General features: G+C 53.5%; 18 protein-coding genes and 1 other annotated feature. Of the genes, 11 read left to right on the forward strand and 7 right to left on the reverse strand.

Translation table 11 applies throughout. The annotated features are described in order from the left end of the window. The first annotated feature begins 41 nt into the window (after positions 1–41). The 9 genes from HV346_RS05185 to HV346_RS05225 all read left to right on the forward strand — a co-directional run bounded on the left by HV346_RS05185 (position 42) and on the right by HV346_RS05225 (position 9,451). A complete protein-coding gene (locus tag HV346_RS05185; protein ID WP_181622499.1) occupies positions 42–419 on the forward strand; it encodes a DUF454 family protein in 378 nt (125 codons plus the stop codon). A gap of 154 nt (positions 420–573) precedes the next feature. Continuing rightward, the gene (gene apt / locus HV346_RS05190) at positions 574–1,125 is read left to right on the forward strand and encodes an adenine phosphoribosyltransferase (RefSeq protein ID WP_000127359.1); all 552 of its coding nucleotides are present in this window, start codon (positions 574–576) and stop codon (positions 1,123–1,125) included. An 88-nt stretch (positions 1,126–1,213) separates the two neighbouring features. Beyond that, positions 1,214–3,145: a DNA polymerase III subunit gamma/tau gene (gene dnaX, locus HV346_RS05195; protein WP_181622500.1), complete on the forward strand. Its 1,932-nt coding sequence runs from the start codon at positions 1,214–1,216 to the stop codon at positions 3,143–3,145. Continuing rightward, positions 2,475–2,539, forward strand: a sequence feature (DnaX frameshifting element). It overlaps the preceding gene by 65 nt. Positions 3,146–3,199: 54 nt before the next feature. Continuing rightward, positions 3,200–3,532, forward strand: a complete 333-nt coding sequence (locus tag HV346_RS05200; protein WP_003858972.1) for a YbaB/EbfC family nucleoid-associated protein — start codon at positions 3,200–3,202, stop codon at positions 3,530–3,532. Continuing rightward, positions 3,532–4,137 carry a recombination mediator RecR gene (gene recR / locus HV346_RS05205; protein WP_181622501.1) on the forward strand — a complete coding sequence of 202 codons (606 nt, stop codon included), beginning with the start codon at positions 3,532–3,534 and terminating at the stop codon, positions 4,135–4,137. Before HV346_RS05200 ends, recR begins: the two co-directional genes overlap by 1 nt. A gap of 111 nt (positions 4,138–4,248) precedes the next feature. Next, on the forward strand, positions 4,249–6,123 hold the full coding sequence (htpG, locus tag HV346_RS05210) for a molecular chaperone HtpG (protein WP_181622502.1): 1,875 nt from the start codon (positions 4,249–4,251) through the stop codon (positions 6,121–6,123). 228 nt (positions 6,124–6,351) lie between these two features. After that, on the forward strand, positions 6,352–6,996 hold the full coding sequence (adk, locus tag HV346_RS05215) for an adenylate kinase (protein WP_181622503.1): 645 nt from the start codon (positions 6,352–6,354) through the stop codon (positions 6,994–6,996). Positions 6,997–7,121: 125 nt separating this feature from the next. Then, a complete protein-coding gene (hemH, locus tag HV346_RS05220; protein WP_181622504.1) occupies positions 7,122–8,084 on the forward strand; it encodes a ferrochelatase in 963 nt (320 codons plus the stop codon). A 62-nt stretch (positions 8,085–8,146) separates the two neighbouring features. Beyond that, the gene (locus HV346_RS05225; protein ID WP_181622505.1) at positions 8,147–9,451 is read left to right on the forward strand and encodes an inosine/guanosine kinase; all 1,305 of its coding nucleotides are present in this window, start codon (positions 8,147–8,149) and stop codon (positions 9,449–9,451) included. 64 nt (positions 9,452–9,515) lie between these two features. Here HV346_RS05225 and ybaL read toward each other — a convergent pair whose 3' ends face one another. Together ybaL and HV346_RS05235 are read right to left on the reverse strand one after the other, a co-directional pair. Beyond that, positions 9,516–11,192, reverse strand: a complete 1,677-nt coding sequence (gene ybaL, locus HV346_RS05230; RefSeq protein ID WP_181622506.1) for a YbaL family putative K(+) efflux transporter — start codon at positions 11,190–11,192, stop codon at positions 9,516–9,518. A 232-nt stretch (positions 11,193–11,424) separates the two neighbouring features. Then, the gene (locus HV346_RS05235) at positions 11,425–12,645 is read right to left on the reverse strand and encodes an MFS transporter (RefSeq protein ID WP_181622507.1); all 1,221 of its coding nucleotides are present in this window, start codon (positions 12,643–12,645) and stop codon (positions 11,425–11,427) included. Positions 12,646–12,809: 164 nt separating this feature from the next. On the opposite strand from HV346_RS05235, the gene ushA reads away from it, so the two are divergent. Beyond that, complete coding sequence (gene ushA / locus HV346_RS05240; RefSeq protein ID WP_181622508.1) at positions 12,810–14,462, forward strand: bifunctional UDP-sugar hydrolase/5'-nucleotidase UshA; 1,653 nt, start codon at positions 12,810–12,812, stop codon at positions 14,460–14,462. A gap of 113 nt (positions 14,463–14,575) precedes the next feature. On the opposite strand, the gene ybaK is transcribed toward ushA, so the two are convergent. The 3 genes from ybaK to copA all read right to left on the reverse strand — a co-directional run bounded on the left by ybaK (position 14,576) and on the right by copA (position 18,598). Next, positions 14,576–15,055 (reverse strand): Cys-tRNA(Pro)/Cys-tRNA(Cys) deacylase YbaK, encoded by a 480-nt coding sequence (gene ybaK / locus HV346_RS05245; RefSeq protein WP_181622509.1) that lies wholly within the window; start codon positions 15,053–15,055, stop codon positions 14,576–14,578. A gap of 199 nt (positions 15,056–15,254) precedes the next feature. Beyond that, complete coding sequence (locus tag HV346_RS05250; protein ID WP_181622510.1) at positions 15,255–16,049, reverse strand: TraB/GumN family protein; 795 nt, start codon at positions 16,047–16,049, stop codon at positions 15,255–15,257. 50 nt (positions 16,050–16,099) lie between these two features. Next, positions 16,100–18,598 carry a copper-exporting P-type ATPase CopA gene (copA, locus tag HV346_RS05255; RefSeq protein WP_181622511.1) on the reverse strand — a complete coding sequence of 833 codons (2,499 nt, stop codon included), beginning with the start codon at positions 18,596–18,598 and terminating at the stop codon, positions 16,100–16,102. A 108-nt stretch (positions 18,599–18,706) separates the two neighbouring features. On the opposite strand from copA, the gene cueR reads away from it, so the two are divergent. After that, positions 18,707–19,117, forward strand: a complete 411-nt coding sequence (cueR, locus tag HV346_RS05260; protein ID WP_181622512.1) for a Cu(I)-responsive transcriptional regulator — start codon at positions 18,707–18,709, stop codon at positions 19,115–19,117. On the opposite strand, the gene HV346_RS05265 is transcribed toward cueR, so the two are convergent. Continuing rightward, entirely contained in the window at positions 19,114–19,566 is a 453-nt protein-coding gene (locus HV346_RS05265; protein WP_181622513.1) for an NfeD family protein, read from the reverse strand. The two genes, cueR and HV346_RS05265, sit on opposite strands and share 4 nt — an antisense overlap. Then, on the reverse strand, positions 19,563–20,477 hold the full coding sequence (locus HV346_RS05270; protein ID WP_181622514.1) for an SPFH domain-containing protein: 915 nt from the start codon (positions 20,475–20,477) through the stop codon (positions 19,563–19,565). Before HV346_RS05270 ends, HV346_RS05265 begins: the two co-directional genes overlap by 4 nt. Between the last annotated feature and the right edge of the window lie 63 nt (positions 20,478–20,540).

Genomic DNA, 20,540 nt, shown 5'->3' on the forward strand with positions numbered 1-20,540 from the left:
CAGTGGTAAAGTAGCCGTTCAGTTTGATAACGATTCGCATTATGCAGCGTATTATTTTAATCATCATTGGCTGGCTTGCGGTAGTGCTCGGCACGCTGGGTGTGGTTTTGCCATTACTGCCTACGACGCCCTTTATTTTGCTGGCGGCGTGGTGCTTTGCCCGCTCATCTCCGCGATTTCACCACTGGCTCATGTATCGCTCATGGTTTGGTGGGTATCTGCGCCATTGGCAACAATACCGGGCGATGCCGCCAGGCGCAAAGCCACGCGCTATTGGCGTGATACTGATTACCTTTGCGATCTCGCTCTGGCTGGTGAAAATGATGTGGGTTCGAATCCTGCTGCTGGTCATTTTAACCTGCCTGCTTATCTTTATGTGGCGGATCCCCGTCGTTGATGAAAAGCAACAAAAGCACTGAAGCATCATGAAGGCTGTTGCAATTCTTGCGCGCAGCCAGTAAATTCGACCGTTTTCGAGCACAGGTGCGCCTGGTTAAAGGTTAATCAATTGTTACCTTTGGCCGACTCTATATGCGCGCTGTGAGTCACACTGTTTCATTTAGGCACAAACCGATGACCGCAACTGCACAGCAGCTTGAATATCTTAAAAACAGCATCAAAAGCATCCAGGATTATCCGAAGCCTGGCATTCTTTTCCGTGATGTCACCAGCTTGCTGGAAGACCCAAAAGCGTACGCGCTCAGCATTGAACTGCTGGTTGAGCGTTATAAAAACGCCGGGATCACCAAAGTAGTAGGTACGGAAGCGCGTGGCTTCCTGTTTGGCGCACCGGTGGCGCTGGCGATGGGCGTGGGTTTTGTACCAGTACGTAAACCGCGCAAACTGCCACGTGAAACGATTGCCGAAAGCTACGAGCTGGAATACGGTACCGATCAGCTTGAAATTCACGTTGATGCGATCAAACCAGGCGATAAAGTGCTGGTGGTTGACGATCTGCTGGCAACTGGCGGTACGATTGAAGCGACGGTTAAGCTGATCCGTCGTCTGGGTGGTGAAGTGACCGACGCGGCATTCATCATCAATCTGTTTGATCTGGGTGGCGAGCAGCGCCTGGAAAAACAGGGCATTACCAGCTACAGCCTGGTGCCATTCCCGGGACACTAATCCCGGTTTTCACAACCTCGCTCAATGGGTGAGGTTGTGATAGCATTCCCCTCCATAAATTCACCTTCCAGCGTTGCAGAGCCTGCCCATGAGTTATCAGGTGTTAGCCCGTAAATGGCGACCACAAACCTTTGCTGACGTTGTCGGTCAGGAACATGTGCTGACTGCCCTGGCGAACGGCTTGTCGCTAGGACGCATCCATCACGCCTATCTTTTTTCCGGCACTCGCGGCGTCGGTAAGACCTCTATTGCCCGTTTGCTGGCAAAGGGACTGAATTGCGAAACCGGGATCACGGCCACCCCCTGTGGTGTCTGTGATAACTGCCGTGAAATCGAGCAGGGGCGGTTTGTCGATCTGATTGAAATCGATGCCGCCTCGCGGACAAAAGTCGAAGATACGCGCGATCTGCTGGATAACGTGCAGTACGCGCCAGCGCGTGGTCGCTTTAAGGTCTATCTGATCGATGAAGTGCACATGCTATCGCGTCACAGCTTCAATGCCCTGCTGAAAACGCTGGAAGAGCCGCCTGCGCATGTGAAATTCCTGCTGGCGACAACCGATCCGCAAAAGCTGCCGGTCACTATTCTGTCACGCTGCCTGCAGTTCCATCTCAAGGCGTTAGACGTGGAACAGATCCGCGCGCAGCTGGAACATATTCTGGATGAAGAGAAGATTGTTCATGAGCCGCGTGCGCTGCAGTTACTGGCACGTGCAGCCGATGGCAGTCTTCGTGATGCATTAAGCCTCACCGACCAGGCTATCGCCAGTGGCGACGGTAAGCTCTCAACGGAAGCGGTCAGCACCATGCTGGGCACGCTGGATGATGACCAGGCTCTGTCATTAATCGAAGCGGTCATTGAGGCTAACGGCGAGCGGGTGATGTCGCTGGTCAATGCGGCGGCGGCACGTGGCGTTGAGTGGGAAGCGCTGCTGGTGGAAATGCTCAGTCTGCTGCACCGTGTAGCGATGCTGCAGCTTTCTCCTTCGGCGATTGGCGCTGATATGGTGGCGATTGAGCAACGGATGCGCGAACTTGCCCGCATCGTTCCACCGACTGACGTACAGCTTTACTACCAAACCTTGTTGATTGGCCGCAAAGAACTTCCGTATGCGCCCGATCGCCGGATGGGGGTTGAAATGACCCTGCTGCGCGCCCTGGCGTTCCATCCGCGCATGCCGTTGCCAGAGCCTGAAGCCCCGCTGCACGCGTTTGTTCCCACTGCGCCACAGGCCGTGATGACATCAGCACCGGTTCCGCCGCCACAATCTTCGCCGCCGCCGCGGCAGGACGTACCGCTGTCGGATGCCACCAGTTCGGTGCTTGCCGCACGAAGCCAGTTGCAACGTGCGCAGGGAGCAACCAAACCAAAAAAGAGTGAACCGGCAGCGCCAGGAAGAGCGCGGCCGGTAAATAACGCCGCGCTTGAACGACTGGCATCGGTTACGGAGCGCGTACAGTCGCGTCCTGCACCGTCCGCGCTTGAGCAAAAAGCCCCGGCGAAGAAAGAGGCATATCGCTGGAAAGCAACCACCATTACCGAAGAGGTAAAGGAAGAGGTTGCTACGCCAAAAGCGTTAAAAAAAGCGCTGGAGCATGAAAAAACGCCTGAGCTGGCGGCAAAGCTCGCGGAAGAATCGATTGAGCGTGATGCCTGGGCCGCTGAAGTCAGCAAACTGCAGTTACCGAAGCTGGTGGAGCAAGTTGCGCTCAATGCCTGGAAAGAGCAGGAAGGGGAGCAGATCCGCCTGCATTTGCGATCGAGCCAGCGCCACCTTAATTCCCCTGGTGCGCAAAAAGTCCTCTCTGAGGCGCTCGCCACATTACAGGGTTCACCGGTTGAATTGACTATCATTGAAGATGATAATCCGGCGGTGCGTACGCCACTGGAATGGCGTCAGGCCATTTATGAAGAGAAGCTCGCGCAGGCGCGTGAGTCGATTATCGCGGATAACAACATCCAGACATTACGTCGGTTTTTCGATGCTGATTTGGATGAAGAGAGTATCCGGCCCATTTGACCGTGAGTCTGACTGACGGTTGTAATCATTAAACGTGAAAGAAGAGAGAAGCCTATGTTCGGTGGTAAAGGCGGTCTGGGTGGCCTGATGAAGCAGGCTCAGCAGATGCAAGAAAAAATGCAGAAAATGCAGGAAGAAATCGCTCAGCTGGAAGTGACTGGCGAATCCGGTGCGGGTCTGGTGAAAGTGACCATCAACGGTGCGCATAACTGCCGTCGCGTAGAGATCGATCCAAGCCTGCTCGAAGATGACAAAGAGATGCTGGAAGATCTGGTTGCGGCTGCATTTAACGATGCTGCGCGCCGTATCGACGAAACGCAGAAAGAGAAAATGGCCTCTGTTTCCAGCGGTATGCAACTGCCGCCGGGCTTCAAGATGCCATTCTGATGCAAACCAGTCCGCTGCTCACGCAGTTAATGGAAGCGCTGCGCTGCTTGCCGGGTGTTGGCCCGAAGTCGGCGCAACGCATGGCGTTTACGCTATTGCAGCGCGACCGCAGCGGTGGGATGCGCCTGGCGCAGGCATTGACCCGCGCCATGTCAGAAATTGGCCACTGTGCGGATTGCCGTACGTTTACCGAGCAGGATGTGTGTAACATTTGCTCGAATCCGCGCCGCCAGGAAAACGGTCAGATTTGCGTGGTAGAGAGTCCTGCGGATATCTACGCCATCGAACAGACCGGGCAGTTTTCAGGGCGTTACTTCGTGCTGATGGGCCACCTCTCTCCGCTGGATGGGATTGGTCCCGCTGACATCGGTCTTGATCGCCTTGAACAGCGCCTTGAGTCCGAGTCACTCACGGAAGTGATCCTTGCCACTAACCCAACGGTGGAAGGCGAAGCGACGGCGAACTATATTGCTGAGCTTTGCGGGCAATATGGTGTCGAAGCGAGTCGTATCGCCCACGGCGTGCCAGTCGGTGGCGAGCTGGAGATGGTCGACGGTACTACGCTGTCGCACTCTTTGGCTGGGCGTCACAAGATTATTTTCTGACCAAACGGAGGCTGCATTCGCGGCCTCCGCTTGAAATTCTCACCGTTTATCCCCATCTCTCCCTCAACGTTTTAAAACCCCATTAAATGGCATTGTTGAGGTCGACTTAAGATGAAAGGACAAGAAACCCGTGGTTTCCAGTCAGAAGTAAAACAGCTTCTGCACCTGATGATCCATTCCCTTTATTCCAATAAAGAAATTTTCCTGCGTGAGCTGATTTCCAACGCCTCCGATGCGGCGGACAAGCTGCGTTTCCGCGCGCTGTCCAACCCGGATCTGTACGAAGGTGACGGCGAGTTGCGTGTGCGCGTCTCTTTTAATAAAGAGAACCGTACCCTGACCATCGCCGATAACGGTATCGGTATGAATCGCGATGAAGTGATCGATCACCTCGGTACGATTGCAAAATCGGGAACCAAATCGTTCCTCGAATCCATGGGGTCCGATCAGGCAAAAGACAGCCAGCTTATCGGTCAGTTCGGTGTTGGCTTCTATTCCGCGTTTATCGTGGCAGATAAAGTTACCGTTCGTACCCGTGCGGCAGGCGATAGCGCTGAAAATGGCGTGTTCTGGGAATCTCACGGTGAAGGCGAATATACCGTTGATGATATTACCAAAGCCGATCGCGGAACCGAGATCACCCTGCACCTGCGTGAAGGCGAAGACGATTTCCTGAATGACTGGCGTGTTCGCTCCATCATCAGCAAATATTCTGACCACATTGCGCTGCCGGTTGAGATCGAAAAACAGGAAGAGAAAGACGGCGAAACCGTGGTCTCCTGGGAGAAGATCAATAAGGCTCAGGCCCTGTGGACGCGCAACAAGTCTGAAATCAAAGACGATGAATATAACGAATTCTACAAGCATATTGCTCACGACTTTACCGACCCGCTGACCTGGAGCCACAACCGTGTGGAAGGTAAGCAGGAGTACACCAGCCTGCTGTACATCCCGGCACAAGCGCCATGGGACATGTGGAACCGCGATCATAAACACGGCCTGAAGCTGTATGTGCAACGTGTGTTCATCATGGATGATGCTGAGCAGTTCATGCCGAACTACCTGCGCTTCACCCGCGGTCTGATCGACTCTAACGATCTGCCGCTGAACGTTTCTCGTGAAATTTTGCAGGACAGCTCCGTTACCCGCAATCTGCGAAACGCACTGACCAAACGTACCCTGCAGATGCTGGAAAAACTGGCAAAAGACGATGCGGAAAAATACCAGACCTTCTGGAAACAGTTCGGCCTGGTGCTGAAAGAAGGTCCGGCAGAAGACACTGCGAACGTTGAAGCCATTGCGAAACTGTTGCGCTTTGCCTCTACGCATACGGACTCTTCCGAGCAGACGGTGTCGCTGGAAGAGTATGTCTCCCGCATGAAAGAAGGGCAGGAGAAGATCTACTACATCACTGCAGACAGCTATGCTGCAGCGAAGAGCAGCCCGCATCTGGAACTGTTGCGCAAGAAAGGCATCGAAGTCCTGCTGCTGTCTGACCGCATCGACGAGTGGATGATGAACTACCTGACCGAGTTCGACGGTAAGGCGTTCCAGTCTGTGGCAAAAGCCGACGAATCCATCGACAAGCTGGCCGATGAAGTGGATGAAAGCGCGAAAGAAGCCGAGAAGGCGCTGGAGCCGTTCGTTGAGCGTGTGAAAACCTTGCTGGGCGATCGTGTGAAAGAAGTGCGTTTCACGCACCGTTTGACCGACACGCCGGCTATCGTGACCACTGACGCGGACGAAATGGGTACGCAGATGGCGAAACTGTTTGCCGCTGCAGGCCAGGCAATGCCGGAAGTGAAATACATTTTCGAGCTGAACCCGGATCACCCGCTGGTGAAACGTGCGGCTGATACGCAGGATGAAAGCCGCTTTGCCGAGTGGGTTGAGCTGCTGCTGGATCAGTCTCTGCTGGCCGAGCGTGGCACGCTGGAAGATCCTAACCTGTTTATTAAACGTGTGAATGCGCTGCTGCTGGCGTAATTAAACATCTCCCCCCACCAGACACCCTCTCCCTTACAGGGAGAGGGTGTCTGGGTTCCTTCTCTCCTGTGGAGAGAAGGGCAGGGTGAGGGGAAAACTCTGCACTATCCCAAATAATCTCCCTCGTTAACCGTTTCAGCCGTCCCGCCTTCCTTGAGCCAGATCCGTTCTGGTGGTATTGTTTAGCGCTTTTGAAAAATTGAACCAACTTTTGAGGGGATTTTCGCAATGCGTATTATTCTGCTTGGCGCTCCGGGCGCGGGTAAAGGAACTCAGGCTCAGTTCATCATGGAGAAATACGGTATTCCGCAAATCTCTACCGGTGACATGCTGCGTGCCGCTGTTAAATCTGGCTCCGAGCTGGGCAAACAAGCAAAAGACATCATGGACGCGGGCAAACTGGTGACTGACGAACTGGTTATCGCACTGGTAAAAGAACGCATCACTCAGGAAGATTGCCGCAACGGTTTCCTGCTGGATGGCTTCCCGCGTACTATTCCGCAGGCTGATGCCATGAAAGAAGCCGGTATCAACGTGGATTACGTACTGGAATTCGATGTACCGGACGAACTGATCGTTGACCGCATCATCGGTCGTCGCGTGCACGCCGCATCTGGCCGCGTTTACCACATCAAATTCAACCCACCTAAGGTTGAAGGCAAAGACGATGTGACCGGCGAAGAGCTGACCACCCGTAAAGACGATCAGGAAGAGACTGTGCGTAAGCGCCTGGTGGAATATCATCAGATGACTGCTCCGCTGATCGGCTATTACTCGAAAGAAGCGCAGGCGGGTAACACCCGTTATGCGAAAGTTGACGGCACTAAACCTGTCGCTGACGTACGTGCAGAGCTGGAAAAAATTCTCGGCTAATTGCACCTCTCTCACCCAGGTCCTCTGGGTGAGAGGAATTCTCATCTCACCTATCACAACAATGGGTTTCGTTTAAACGCATTTCCGCTACAATTGACAACCATTCAAATGGTTAAGAGGCGTGAATGAGTCAGGCGAAAACCGGTATCTTGCTTGCCAATCTGGGTACTCCAGAAGCACCTACTCCTGCGGCAGTAAAACGTTACCTGCGACAATTTTTAAGCGACCCACGCGTCGTGGATACACCAAGAGCGTTATGGTGGCCGTTACTGCGCGGTGTCATTCTGCCTGTTCGTTCCCCGCGAGTTGCTAAGCTGTATCAGTCTGTCTGGATGGAAGAGGGCTCTCCGCTGATGGTTTACAGCCGTCGCCAGGAAAAAGCCCTGGCTGCCCGGCTGCCTGATATGCCGGTTGCATTAGGGATGAGCTACGGTACGCCGTCGCTGGAAAGTGCGGTCGAAGAGTTGCTGGCACAGAACGTCGATCACATTGTGGTGCTGGCGCTTTATCCGCAATACTCTTGCTCCACGGTGGCTGCCGTCTGGGATGAACTGGCGCGCATTCTCGCCACTCGTCGCCGTATTCCGGGCGTGACCTTTATTCGTGACTACGCCGATAACGACATGTACATCAAAGCGCTCGCCAGCAGCGTTCGCGCCTCGTTTGAAAAACATGGCGAGCCGGATCTGCTGCTGCTCTCTTATCACGGTATTCCGCAGCGTTACGCTGATGAAGGTGATGACTATCCGCAGCGCTGCCGTGATACCACCCGTGAGCTTGTCTCCGTGCTGGGGCTACCGCCCGAAAAGGTGATGATGACCTTCCAGTCACGTTTTGGCCGTGAACCCTGGCTGACGCCGTATACTGATGAAACGCTAAAAATGTTGGGCGAGAAGGGCGTTAAGCATGTTCAGGTGATGTCGCCGGGCTTTTCTGCGGACTGTCTGGAAACGCTGGAAGAGATCGCTGTGCAGAACCGGGAGTTCTTCATTAAGGCGGGGGGGGTGAAATACGAATACATTCCGGCGCTTAATGATAATCCTGAACATATCGATATGATGGTGTCGCTGGTCAAAAACAGCCACTGATCGCGCTAAAGGCCGGGTTTGTGCTACCATTTCCGGCCCATCATTCATTCATAGCCCAGACCATGAAATTTCCCGGTAAACGCAAATCTAAACACTACTTTCCCGTCAACGCCCGCGATCCGCTGTTGCAACAAATCCAGCCTGAAAACGAAACCAGTGCTGCATGGGTGGTTGGTATTGATCAGACTCTGGTGGATATTGAAGCCAAAGTGGACGATGCGTTTGTTGCGCGTTACGGTCTGAGCGCCGGGCACTCGCTGGTGATTGAAGACGATGTCGCAGAAGCCTTATATCAGGAACTGGTTCGTGAAAATCTGATCACCCACCAGTTTGCCGGCGGTACTATCGGCAATACCATGCATAACTACTCGGTGCTGGCCGATGACCGTTCCGTACTGCTCGGCGTGATGTGCAGCAATATTGAGATTGGTGGCTATGCTTACCGTTATCTGTGTAACACCTCCAGCCGTACCGATCTGAACTATCTTCAGGGGGTCGACGGGCCGATTGGCCGCTGCTTTACGCTAATCAGTGATTCCGGCGAGCGCACCTTTGCTATCAGCCCTGGGCACATGAATAAGCTGCGCGCGGACAGCATTCCGGAAGAGGTGATCGCAGGTGCTTCTGCGCTGGTACTGACCTCGTATCTGGTGCGTTGTAAACCGGGTGAACCGATGCCTGAAGCCACCATGAAAGCCATTGAGTACGCGAAGAAGTACAATGTGCCGGTGGTGCTGACGCTGGGGACGAAATTCGTGATTGCCGATAACCCTGAGTGGTGGCAGTCCTTCCTGAAAGAACATGTTTCTATTCTGGCGATGAACGAAGAAGAAGCCGAAGCACTTACCGGTGAAAGCGATCCGCTGTTGGCCTCTGACAAAGCGCTGGATTGGGTTGATCTGGTACTGTGCACCGCAGGCCCGGTGGGGCTCTACATGGCGGGCTTTACGGAAGAAGAGAGCAAACGTAAAACGCAGCATCCGCTGCTGCCTGGTGCGATTGCTGAATTCAACCAGTATGAGTTCAGCCGCGCCATGCGTCACAAGGACTGCATCAACCCGCGGCGTATTTTCTCCCACATTGCGCCCTACATGGGAGGGCCGGAGAAGATCATGAATACCAACGGCGCGGGGGACGGAGCGCTGGCGGCGTTACTGCACGATATTACAGCGAATGCCTACCACAAAAGTAATGTTCCGAACTCCAGCAAGCATAAGTTCAGTTGGCTGACTTACTCGTCTCTGGCGCAGGTATGCAAATACGCGAACCGCGTGAGTTACCAGGTGCTGAATCAGCATTCACCGCGTCTGACGCGTGGCTTGCCTGAAAGAGAAGACAGCCTGGAAGAGTCGTACTGGGATCGTTAATCGTTAAAAAAACCTCTCGGCCCCTCCCCACAAGGGGCAGGGCGAGAGGCTCAGACCGCTTGTATTAACCTGTCACCACCTCTGCAACTGGCGGCCTCTCCAGCAACGCCAGCATAGTATTTGCAATTTCACGCTCGCCCATGACCACCTGATTAGCACCACGTTCGGTAATGTACTCCACCTCATCGTCATAGTGCGCGCGTGCGATGATTTCGATATGTGGGTATTTTTCTCGAGCCGTGGCGACAATTTCTCCGGCTTCGTAGCCGTTCGGAATAGTCAGCAGCAGCCAGCGGGCACAGTCCAGGTGAGCCAGATTCATAATTTCTTCGTTTGCAGCATTACCCAGGACTGCACGGATCCCGCGCTCACGCAGTTCATCGACACGGGTACGTGAGGTTTCAATCACCACCAGGGGAATGCCCTGCGCCATTAACTTCTCACCAAGCAAGCTGCCCACGCGGCCAAAACCGACCAGCAGTGCGTGGTTGCAAATATCCACCGGGATCTGTTTCTCTTCTTCGATGGCTTCTTCCAGCGTCTGCTCTTCCAGCGTTTCGGTTTTATCGAGGTATTTTTCCAGCAAGGCAAACAGCACCGGGTTCAGCATAATCGAGAGGATCGCCCCTGCCAGCACCAGGTTCTGCCCGGCCTGAGGCAGCAGGTTCAGGGCCATACCCAGGCCTGCCAGGATAAAGGCGAATTCACCAATCTGTGCCAGACTGGCCGCAATGGTAAGCGCGGTACGCGGCGAGTGCCCAAACAGACGGACCAGGAAGAAGGCGGCAACCGACTTACCAAAGATGATAATCGCCAGTGTGCCCAGAACAGCCAGCGGCTGCTCAATCAAAATCAACGGGTCGAACAGCATGCCAACGGAGACAAAGAACAGTACTGCAAATGCATCCCGCAGCGGCAAAGTGTCGTGCGCGGCACGGTGGCTCAGCTCAGACTCGTTAAGCACCATCCCGGCGAAGAATGCGCCAAGGGCGAAGGAGACGTCGAACAGTTCCACTGCACCAAATGCGATACCCAGCGCCAGCGCCAGGACGGAAAGCGTAAACAGCTCGCGTGAACCCGTTGCCGCACTGCGGGACATGATCCACGGAACCAGACGGCGTCCTACCAGCATCATGATGGCGATAAAGGCCACCACTTTACCGATGGTGATACTCATATCCAGCGCCAGAGAGGCAAAACCAACGTTATCTTTTTCAATCATTCCGGCGACGGCAGGAAGCAGTACCAGCGTCAGCACCATCACCAGATCTTCAACAATCAACCAGCCAATCGCGATTTGCCCGCGCTGGCTGTCGATGAGCTGTCTCTCCTCAAGCGCGCGCAGTAGCACCACGGTACTGGCGGTTGAGAGACAGAGACCAAAGACGATACCGGTCATAATTGACCAGCCAAGCAGTGCGGAAAGCGCCATCCCCAGTAACGTCGCCACCCCTATCTGGGCGATCGCGCCTGGTATGGCGATAGACTTTACCGCCATCAGATCCTTTAAGGAAAAATGCAGGCCTACGCCAAACATCAGCAGAATCACGCCTAATTCCGCCAGCTCCGGAGCCAGTTTGGTATCCGCCACAAAACCTGGCGTAAAAGGACCCGCCAGCACACCCGCTAATAAATAGCCCACAAGAGGAGAAATACGCAGTTTATTGGCAATCATGCCGAGGATAAAAGCGAGCACAAGTCCACCAACAATGGTGGTGATAAGCGGTGTGGCGTGATGCATTCCGTCTCCTTTCGTGGTGGGGTGTTCCATTTTTGGCGAAAAACCAAAAAGCCGAGTAATAGTTTATGACAATTTTCACCATTATGTTTATGAATAATTGTTGAAGTTTGAATAAAACAGCAATATGCGTGAAAAAAAGCAAATTTTGACAAGTTCATAAGAAAGAGTGAGAGCAAACCCTTATGGCATCAGGTGGGAAGGTCGCCAAAGTTTTACTTTGGCGACCGATAAATCACGCTTTATGACGATTGTCAGGCAGGAATATGGTCAACATACCAAGGAGAGGAAGGAAAGCGCAGATTTTGTAGACCAGGAAGATACTGGTGTGATCCGCAACCATCCCTAACACCGCTGCACCAAGGCCGCCCATGCCGAAGGCAAACCCGAAAAAGAGCCCGGAAACCATACCGATACGCCCAGGGAGTAGCTCCTGGGCATAGACCAGAATGGCGGAAAAGGCCGATGCAAGGATAAAACCAATGATCACGGTTAAAATGCCCGTCCATTCAAGGCTTGCGTACGGCAAAATGAGCGTGAAAGGGGCAACACCGAGGATAGAGCCCCAAATAACATATTTACGCCCTATCTTATCGCCAACAGGCCCACCAATCACAGTACCTGCGGCGACAGCAAACAAGAAAGCAAACAGATGAATTTGAGCATTTTGTACCGATAATCCGAATTTTTGCATCAGATAAAAGGTGTAATAGCTACTGATGCTCGCCATATAGAAGTATTTTGAGAAAATCAGTACCAGCAGCACGGATACCGCCAGGATAACCTTATTTCGCGGCAGGGGATTGATAATCTTCGCTTTAGGTTTGCCCTTATTCACACGATGTTGAGCAGCATACCAGCGGCTGATTTGCGCCAGTACGACAATCGCCAGCAGCGCAGCGAGCACAAACCACGCGACATTTCCCTTACCATACGGCGCGATGATCACCGCAGCCAGCAACGGGCCGAGCGAGCTACCAAAATTGCCCCCAACCTGGAACAAAGATTGCGCCAGTCCGTGGCGTCCACCTGACGCCATTCGCGCCACGCGGGAGGATTCCGGGTGGAACACCGAAGAGCCTGTACCGACCAGCGCAGCGGCGACCAGCACGGCCTCAAAGCTTCCCGCCATTGCCAGCAGTACCAGCCCACTTAAGGTAAAGCACATGCCAATAGGCAGTGACCACGGCATTGGGTATTTGTCTGTCCAGTAGCCGACGACCGGTTGCAGCAGCGAAGAGGCCAGCTGGAAGGTCAGGGTGATCATCCCGATTTGCACGAAGGTTAATGAAAATTCGGACTGCAGCAGCGGATAGATAGCCAGGATTAATGACTGGATCATGTCGTTGAGCAGATGGGAAAGACTGATTGCACCTAACACTTTAAATGAAGTGCGCGGTTTCGGCGGCGACGCCGGAGCGCCCTGAACGGACTGGGTTGATTCACTGATTGCCATAAATACCACGTCGTTTTGTTATTAGAAATGCAGGGTGTAATTATTATCCAACTAACATACCTGTCCGTGAGATTTGAAGAAAGTCGCGATTCTGAAAACATATTTGTCTATTCTTGTGAGTCACTGTAATTTTTGCGTTTGTCTATGGGTCAGGGAGAGAAGAGATGAAGTTAATGAAGCGTGGCGTCGCGCTGGCGCTAATTGCTGCGTGGGGGCTGACAAGCCTGCCTGCACAGGCGTATGAAAAAGATAAAACCTACAAAATCACCATTCTGCATACTAACGATCATCATGGTCATTTCTGGCGCAGCGAATACGGTGAATACGGTCTTTCAGCACAAAAAACGCTGGTGGATGGTATTCGCAAAGAGGTGGCTGCAGAAGGCGGTAGCGTGCTGCTGTTATCCGGTGGGGATATCAATACGGGTGTACCTGAATCAGATTTGCAGGATGCTGAACCCGACTTTCGTGGCATGAATTTAATTGGCTACGACGCGATGGCCGTCGGTAACCATGAGTTTGATAACCCACTGACCGTTTTGCGTCAGCAGGAAAAATGGGCCAAATTCCCGCTATTGTCCGCCAATATTTACCAAAAAAGCACAGGTGAACGTCTGTTTAAACCCTGGGCATTGTTTAAGCGCCAGGATCTGAAAATCGCCGTGATCGGTTTAACCACGGACGATACGGCAAAAATTGGTAATCCGGAATATTTTACCGATATCGAATTCCGTAAACCGGCAGATGAAGCGAAGCTGGTGATTCAGGAACTGAATCAAAACGAAAAACCGGATGTCATTATCGCCGCTACCCATATGGGCCACTACGATAACGGCGAACATGGCTCCAATGCTCCGGGGGATGTGGAGATGGCTCGCAGCCTGCCTGCTGGCTCTCTGGCAATGATTGTGGGGGGGCACTCACAAGATCCGGTCTGTATGGCATCAGAGAATAAAAAGCAGGTGGATTACGTTCCGGGTACGCCGTGTGCGCCAGACCGTCAGAATGGGATCTGGATTGTCCAGGCCCACGAATGGGGTAAATATGTGGGGCGCGCAGACTTTGAATTTCGCAACGGCGAGATGAAACTGGTGCATTACCAGCTGATCCCCGTCAACCTGAAGAAGAAAGTGACTTACGCAGATGGAAAAAGTGAGCGCGTACTTTATACCCCAGAAATTGCGGAAAACCAGCAGATGCTCTCCTTGCTGACGCCATTCCAGAACAAGGGCAAAGCGCAACTGGATGTGAAAATCGGCACACTGAATGGCCGCCTTGAAGGCGATCGCAGTAAAGTTCGTTTTGTGCAGACCAATATGGGTCACCTGGTGTTGGCGGCACAAATGGCGCGAACCAGTGCGGACTTTGCGGTGATGAGCGGTGGGGGCATTCGTGACTCGATTGAAGGCGGGAATATCACCTATAAAGATGTGCTGAAGGTACAGCCGTTTGGCAACGTGGTGGTCTATGTCGATATGAACGGGAAAGACGTTACCGACTATCTGACCGCTGTGGCACAAATGAAGCCGGACTCCGGGGCCTATCCGCAGTTCGCGAACGTCAGTTTTACGGCGAAGGACGGCAAGCTCAACGACCTGAAAATTAAAGGTGAGCCGGTGGATCCTGCTAAAACCTACCGTATGGCGACGCTGAGCTTTAACGCCACGGGCGGTGATGGATATCCGCACATCGACACCAAACCGGGGTATGTGAATACCGGATTTATTGATGCGGAGGTGCTGAAGCAGTTTATTCAGCAGAATTCGCCGATTGACGTGAATGCTTATGAGCCGAAAGGTGAGGTGAGCTGGCAATAACCACGCTATTTTGTTCGCGGACAGTGCCCGGAATTTTCACGTACTCTGTGTACGCTCCGGTTCCTGTCCGCGTCCAGACTGTCTTCACTAATAACGCGCTCTCCGGGAAATAACTAATCCCTACGCGCGATATCGGCAAATTTGGCATCGAGTATTTTGGCGAGATCGCTTGCTGCCAGTTCGATATCCAGCCCACGCTTTCCACCAGAAATATAGATGGTGGCAAATTCCTGAGAAGGCGCGTCAATCAGTGTCGGCAGACGTTTTTTCTGCCCCAGAGGACTGATCCCACCTACCAGGTAGCCTGTCGTGCGTTGCGCAACCATCGGGTCGGCCATATCGACCTTTTTTGCGCCAAGTGCTTTAGCGACTTTCTTCAGATCGAGTTGTCCGGCAACGGGCGTGACGGCAACAGCGAGGTGTTTCATATCCCCGTTTACCGCAACCAGCAGCGTTTTGTAGACCTGATCGGCATTCAGCCCCAGTTTGCGCACCACCTCGTCACCAAAGTTTGTCTCGTTTGGATCGTGATCGTAGGTGTGAATGTGGAAGGAAATGTTGTTTTTTTCGAGTAATTTAACGGCGGGAGTCATAGCTATCCTTCTTACGACAGACAATTAATGTGCAGAGCATACGCCTGACGTTTGTCTAAAAAATAGCACCATCTTGCGCAATAGTATTGGCAGTGATGGTCACTTTGAGCGACAATCGGCTCAACCGAAGGTCTCCTTCGGCATAATAATAACGATGAAATTCCTCTTTGACGGGCCAATAGAAATATTGGCCATTTTTTTACATCAACAGTGACGGCAAATTCCCTTCTCCGTACAAATGCAGTGCGCCAACCGCAACAACATAATTCCCCGCAGGCAGGGCATGAAGCGTGTGTCGCCAGGCCAGGTTGCGTTCGTTCATCAGGACATCATACAACGACTGGCTGAAGGTTGCGGGTAATTCTGGCTTACCGTTTGTTGGGGGCGTATCAAGCCACCAACTCACCATGACCTGCAATAAACGTGCGTTAGTGTGCCAGTGGGTCAGGGTGTCATCCAGCAGCAGCAGGCCGTCTTCCGGCAACTGACGCAATAGCGCGACCTGGCTCTGCGCCCCTTCCAGTTCAATGATTGGCAGGTTGCGCGCCCGGGCGGCATTCAGCAACTGATAATCAACCCCGTATTCGCCCCGCAACCCCAGCCGTTGCGCTTGTGTCGCCTGAAGCACCATAGCGATTTGCCACAAAGGCTGTGTTTCCAGCATGGAGATCGATAGTCCCAGTTCATCAGCGACGCGTTCCAGTTCAACACGCTGTGTATCGTTCAGGCGCTCACTCAGCGGTGGGGGAAGATCCAGGTCCGCAAACGGTGATTCACTGCCGGAGATATCGGCTTCGACAACCAGGGCGTCGGCTTTGCGCAACAATTTGAGCAAGGGAGGCGGCAGCGGCGACATATCACGAGTCCCCATATGAATGCTGCCCACCAGATGCAGATGTTGCCCGCCAGGCAGGTTAATATCCATTCCAGGCCAGGCGTAACGACGCGGGAATCGTGCGCGAAACGATGCTTTTATACGTTGAAACAGACTCATACGCGCTCCATGAATGGAAAAATTCATGCTAGCGCGTAGGAGAAGAAGGTTCAATCTTTCGGTTTAAACCGCAGTAAACGGTTTGCGTTACTGACCACGGTGATAGAGGAGAGCGCCATTGCCGCGCCAGCGACGACCGGATTGAGCAATGTCCCGGTCAGAGGCCACAGGATCCCTGCGGCAATCGGGATGCCAAGCGAGTTATAGACAAAGGCGCCCAACAAGTTTTGCTTCATGTTACGTAACGTTGCTTTGGAAATAGCCAGTGCATCTGCAACCCCCATCAGGCTGTGACGCATCAGAGTAATGGCAGCCGTTTCAATGGCCACATCGCTGCCACCGCCCATGGCGATGCCGACGTCAGCCTGTGCCAGCGCTGGAGCGTCATTGATGCCATCACCGACCATCGCCACCTGGTGACCCTGGCGTTGCAATGACTTAATGGCGTCGGCTTTACCATCGGGCAACACGCCTGCAATCACCTCATCAATGCCCGCTTCTTTGGCAATGGCATTGGCCGTGGTTGGATTATCACCCGTCAGCATCACCAGACGGTAGCCTGCGCGGTGCAAACGCTTCAGAGCTTTCACGCTGTCCTGGCGTAACGGATCGCGAATGGCGAACAGGGCTGCCGCCTTACCATTAACCGCCAGCAAAACGGGAGTCGCACCCTGCGCAGCCTGATTTTTGAGGACATCGTCCAGGGCCGCGGTATCAATGCCATTTTCATTCAGCAACGCCTGATTACCCAGCAGCAGTGTGTATCCTTCGGCTTCCCCACTAACGCCCAATCCGCGCAGGGTACGGAAGTTGCTTACCTGTGGAAGGTTAGACTCGTTCGCTTTATCGAGAATGGCGCGAGCCAGTGGATGGCTGGAACCTTGCTCCAGAGCAGCCGCAAGACGCAATGCCTCTGCTTCAGAAAGATCAATCGTGTTGACGGCCACAACCTGCGGTTTGCCTTCTGTCAGTGTGCCGGTTTTATCAAAAACGACGGTATCAAGCGTACTGGCGCGTTGCAGGGCGTCCGCATCACGAACCAGAACGCCAAACTCGGCGGCACGCCCGACGCCGGAGATAATCGACATTGGCGTGGCCAGCCCTAACGCGCAAGGGCAGGCGATAATCAGTACCGTGGTTGCAATTACCAGCGTGTAGACAATCTGCGGCGCAGGGCCGAAGACATACCAGATGGCCGCACTCAGCAGCGCAATGCCCACCACGACAGGGACAAAAATAGCGGAAATCTTATCGGCAAGCTGGCCGATCTCCGGCTTACTGCTTTGTGCCTGACGAACCATACGAATAATGCGCGACAGCGTGGTGTAGCTGCCCACGGCACTGGCGCGAAACAGCACGCTGCCGTCCTGCATAACCGTACCGGCGTGGACCGCATCCCCTTGTGTTTTTTGCTGTGGGATGGGCTCCCCGGTCAGCATGGCTTCATCAAGCCAGGCTTCGCCCTGGGTGATTTCACCGTCGACGGGGACGCGATCTCCCGTGGTCAGACGCAGCGTCATGCCGGGCTGAACCTCTGCCAGCGGCACGGTTTTCTCACCGTCTTCAGTTACGACACGGGCAGACGGTGGGGTTAAGTCGAGCAGGCGTTCCAGCGCTTTTGATGAGCGCTGGCGTGCGCGGGCTTCAAGCATATGGCCCAGGTTAATCAGGCCGATGATCATCGCGCTGGCTTCATAATAAAGGTGACGCGCTTCCATCGGGAACCACTGCGGCCAGACGTTAACGCTCATCGAGTATAACCATGCAGCACCCGTTCCCAGTGCGACCAGTGTATCCATGGTGGCGGTGCGATTTTTCAGGCTCTTCCAGGCACTGGCATAGAAATGACCGCCGGCGAAAACCATCACGCCAAGAGTCATCAAACCAATCACCAGCCACAGCGTGCGGTTGTGCTCGGTGACCATCATGTTGTCACCCATCATCCCCCACACCATCACCGGAATACCGACCAGCAGTGCGACAATTGCCTGCCAGCGGAAGCGTTTCATGGTGGCGACGGCTGTTTCCTGCTGACGTTCGCGGCGTTTGAGGTCATCTTCGATAGCCTCTGCGCCATAGCCTGCTTTTTCGACCGCCTGAACTAAATCTGCTGCAGAGGCACTGCCCATCACAAGCGCAGTACGCTCCGCAAGATTGACCCGTGCCTGTGCGACGCCGGGTACGGCCTGCAATGCATTCTGTACCCTGGAGACACAGCTGGCGCAGCTCATGCCGTTGATCAACAACTGTTGGCTGTCATCAATATCATCAGCTACCGGAAGCTCAGAAGGGGCCGCTGTCAGTGCTTCCGACGGGAGTGATGACTCTGCCAGCGGTTTAGCCTTTGGGTGGCTCAGCTCCGCTCCATAACCGGCTTGCTTGATGGTGTCGATAAGTGCATCGGCACTGGCGCTACCGGTAATTGCAGCGTGATCGATAGTGACATCTGCGCTCTCCACATCAGGGCGCTGTTCCAGGCTTTCTTTGACACGTTTGACACAGTGGCCGCAGGAGAGGCCATCCAGTGTCAGATCAATAGTGTGAGACATAACAAAACTCCCGTATAATGCGTTGGTCAGTTATTGACCGACATAATGTTTTTACCTGACAGTTATGAAGGTTAAACCTTCCATCAAGGGGAAGGTCAAGGGGGAAATGTGAATATCAGCGACGTTGCGAAAAAAACAGGGTTAACCAGCAAAGCGATTCGCTTTTATGAAGAAAAAGGGTTGGTGACGCCGCCACTGCGTAGCGAAAATGGCTACCGTAGCTATACGCAACTGCATCTTGATGAACTGACGTTACTCCGTCAGGCAAGGCAGGTGGGGTTCAATCTTGAAGAATGCGGTGAGCTGGTTCATCTGTTCAACGATCCAAAACGCCATAGCGCTGACGTGAAAAAACGCACGCTGGAGAAGGTGGCAGAGATCGAACGCCATATCACAGAGTTGCAGGCTATGCGTGAACAACTGCTGGGGCTGGCAGATTCATGCCCTGGAGATGACAGCGCCGATTGCCCGATAATCGACAATCTTTCCGGCTGCTGCCATCGTAAGGCAAATGCTTAGCAGGCTTTGACCCGCAGCGTAATGCCTTCTACGGCAATGACCTCGACGTGTGTGCCTGCGCTGAGGTCATCATCGGCCACCACTGGCCATGAACTATCACCTACGCGCATATGCCCACGCCCGTTAACCAGTGCTGTGTCCAGCGTAAAACGTTTGCCGATGATCTGCTGTCCACGCTGGTTGAGTCTGGCGTCTGCGGGTTTTTGCTCTTTCACCTGCCGATTCAGCCAGCGCCACCATAACCAGGCCGCTGCCAGGGTGAGTACGGCGAACAATGCGCCTTGCCATTCCCAGCCAAACGGCAACAGCCAGACTAAAAGCCCGGTGATCACCGCAGCCACACCGCTCCAGAGCAGGTAACCATTCCCCCCCAACATTTCAGCTGCCAGCAGAAGCCCCCCGAGGCTCAGCCAGAATGCATGCGGATGTGCGACAATCAGCTCGATCATTTTTTACGCTCGTTTCCACTGTCTTTGATCAGTTCAGCGATCCCGGCAATAGACCCCATCAGGCTGCTGGCATCCAGCGGCATCATCACCACTTTGCTGTTATTCGCAGAGCCAATCTCTTTCAGGGCATCAGTATATTTTTGCGCGACAAAGTAGTTAACCGCCTGGATATCGCCCGCAGCAATAGCCTCGGAAACCATTTGGGTAGCACGCGCTTCGGCTTCAGCAGAACGTTCACGCGCTTCAGCCTGTAAGAATGCCGACTGACGATCGCCTTCAGCTTTCAGTATCTGCGACTGTTTTTCCCCTTCAGCTTTCAGGATCTCAGCCTGGCGCACTCCTTCGGCTTCAAGGATATAGGCGCGTTTGGTTCGTTCGGCTTTCATCTGCGCGTTCATGGAGGCGATAAGTTCTGCGGGTGGACGCACATCGCGGATCTCAATACGGGTGACTTTAATACCCCACGGATTGGTCGCTTCGTCGACAATATGCAGCAGGCGGGTGTTGATGCTGTCGCGTTGAGAGAGCATTTCGTCCAGCTCCATAGAACCGAGAACGGTACGGATATTCGTCATTGTCAGGTTGACGATAGCCAGTTCCAGATTGCTCACTTCATACGCCGCTTTAGGGGCGTCGATGACCTGGATAAAGCAGACAGCATCAATGGTAACGTTGGCGTTATCCTTGGAGATGATTTCCTGGGATGGAATATCCAGCACCTGTTCCATCATATTGATCTTTCGGCCTATTCTGTCCATGAAGGGGACAATAATACTTAAGCCCGGCTGCAAGGTATTGGTGTAACGGCCAAAGCGTTCAACGGTCCATTGATAACCTTGAGGGACGATTTTGACACCTGCACCAACAATCACCAGCGCAACGAAAATAAGGACGGGAATAACAATGAGCATAAAAACCTCCTGTTTTGCATGCCGTGAGAAGATAAATATTGTGTGTGTTGTATGTCAGTATAT

Origin of the sequence: Enterobacter sp. RHBSTW-00994 (assembly GCF_013782625.1) — a bacterium.
Taxonomy (GTDB): domain Bacteria; phylum Pseudomonadota; class Gammaproteobacteria; order Enterobacterales; family Enterobacteriaceae; genus Enterobacter.

What these genes read in the sequence shown, in the direction of transcription:
- HV346_RS05265 (WP_181622513.1), bottom strand. Translation starts at nt 19,566, where the DNA reads ATGATCGAGCTGATTGTCGCACATCCGCATGCATTCTGGCTGAGCCTC.
- HV346_RS05270 (WP_181622514.1), bottom strand. Translation starts at nt 20,477, where the DNA reads ATGCTCATTGTTATTCCCGTCCTTATTTTCGTTGCGCTGGTGATTGTT.
- HV346_RS05250 (WP_181622510.1), bottom strand. Translation starts at nt 16,049, where the DNA reads ATGAGTCTGTTTCAACGTATAAAAGCATCGTTTCGCGCACGATTCCCG.
- HV346_RS05200 (WP_003858972.1), top strand. Translation starts at nt 3,200, where the DNA reads ATGTTCGGTGGTAAAGGCGGTCTGGGTGGCCTGATGAAGCAGGCTCAG.
- apt (WP_000127359.1), top strand. Translation starts at nt 574, where the DNA reads ATGACCGCAACTGCACAGCAGCTTGAATATCTTAAAAACAGCATCAAA.
- ushA (WP_181622508.1), top strand. Translation starts at nt 12,810, where the DNA reads ATGAAGTTAATGAAGCGTGGCGTCGCGCTGGCGCTAATTGCTGCGTGG.
- ybaL (WP_181622506.1), bottom strand. Translation starts at nt 11,192, where the DNA reads ATGCATCACGCCACACCGCTTATCACCACCATTGTTGGTGGACTTGTG.
- dnaX (WP_181622500.1), top strand. Translation starts at nt 1,214, where the DNA reads ATGAGTTATCAGGTGTTAGCCCGTAAATGGCGACCACAAACCTTTGCT.
- HV346_RS05225 (WP_181622505.1), top strand. Translation starts at nt 8,147, where the DNA reads ATGAAATTTCCCGGTAAACGCAAATCTAAACACTACTTTCCCGTCAAC.
- HV346_RS05185 (WP_181622499.1), top strand. Translation starts at nt 42, where the DNA reads ATGCAGCGTATTATTTTAATCATCATTGGCTGGCTTGCGGTAGTGCTC.
- copA (WP_181622511.1), bottom strand. Translation starts at nt 18,598, where the DNA reads ATGTCTCACACTATTGATCTGACACTGGATGGCCTCTCCTGCGGCCAC.
- HV346_RS05235 (WP_181622507.1), bottom strand. Translation starts at nt 12,645, where the DNA reads ATGGCAATCAGTGAATCAACCCAGTCCGTTCAGGGCGCTCCGGCGTCG.
- htpG (WP_181622502.1), top strand. Translation starts at nt 4,249, where the DNA reads ATGAAAGGACAAGAAACCCGTGGTTTCCAGTCAGAAGTAAAACAGCTT.
- adk (WP_181622503.1), top strand. Translation starts at nt 6,352, where the DNA reads ATGCGTATTATTCTGCTTGGCGCTCCGGGCGCGGGTAAAGGAACTCAG.
- recR (WP_181622501.1), top strand. Translation starts at nt 3,532, where the DNA reads ATGCAAACCAGTCCGCTGCTCACGCAGTTAATGGAAGCGCTGCGCTGC.
- ybaK (WP_181622509.1), bottom strand. Translation starts at nt 15,055, where the DNA reads ATGACTCCCGCCGTTAAATTACTCGAAAAAAACAACATTTCCTTCCAC.
- hemH (WP_181622504.1), top strand. Translation starts at nt 7,122, where the DNA reads ATGAGTCAGGCGAAAACCGGTATCTTGCTTGCCAATCTGGGTACTCCA.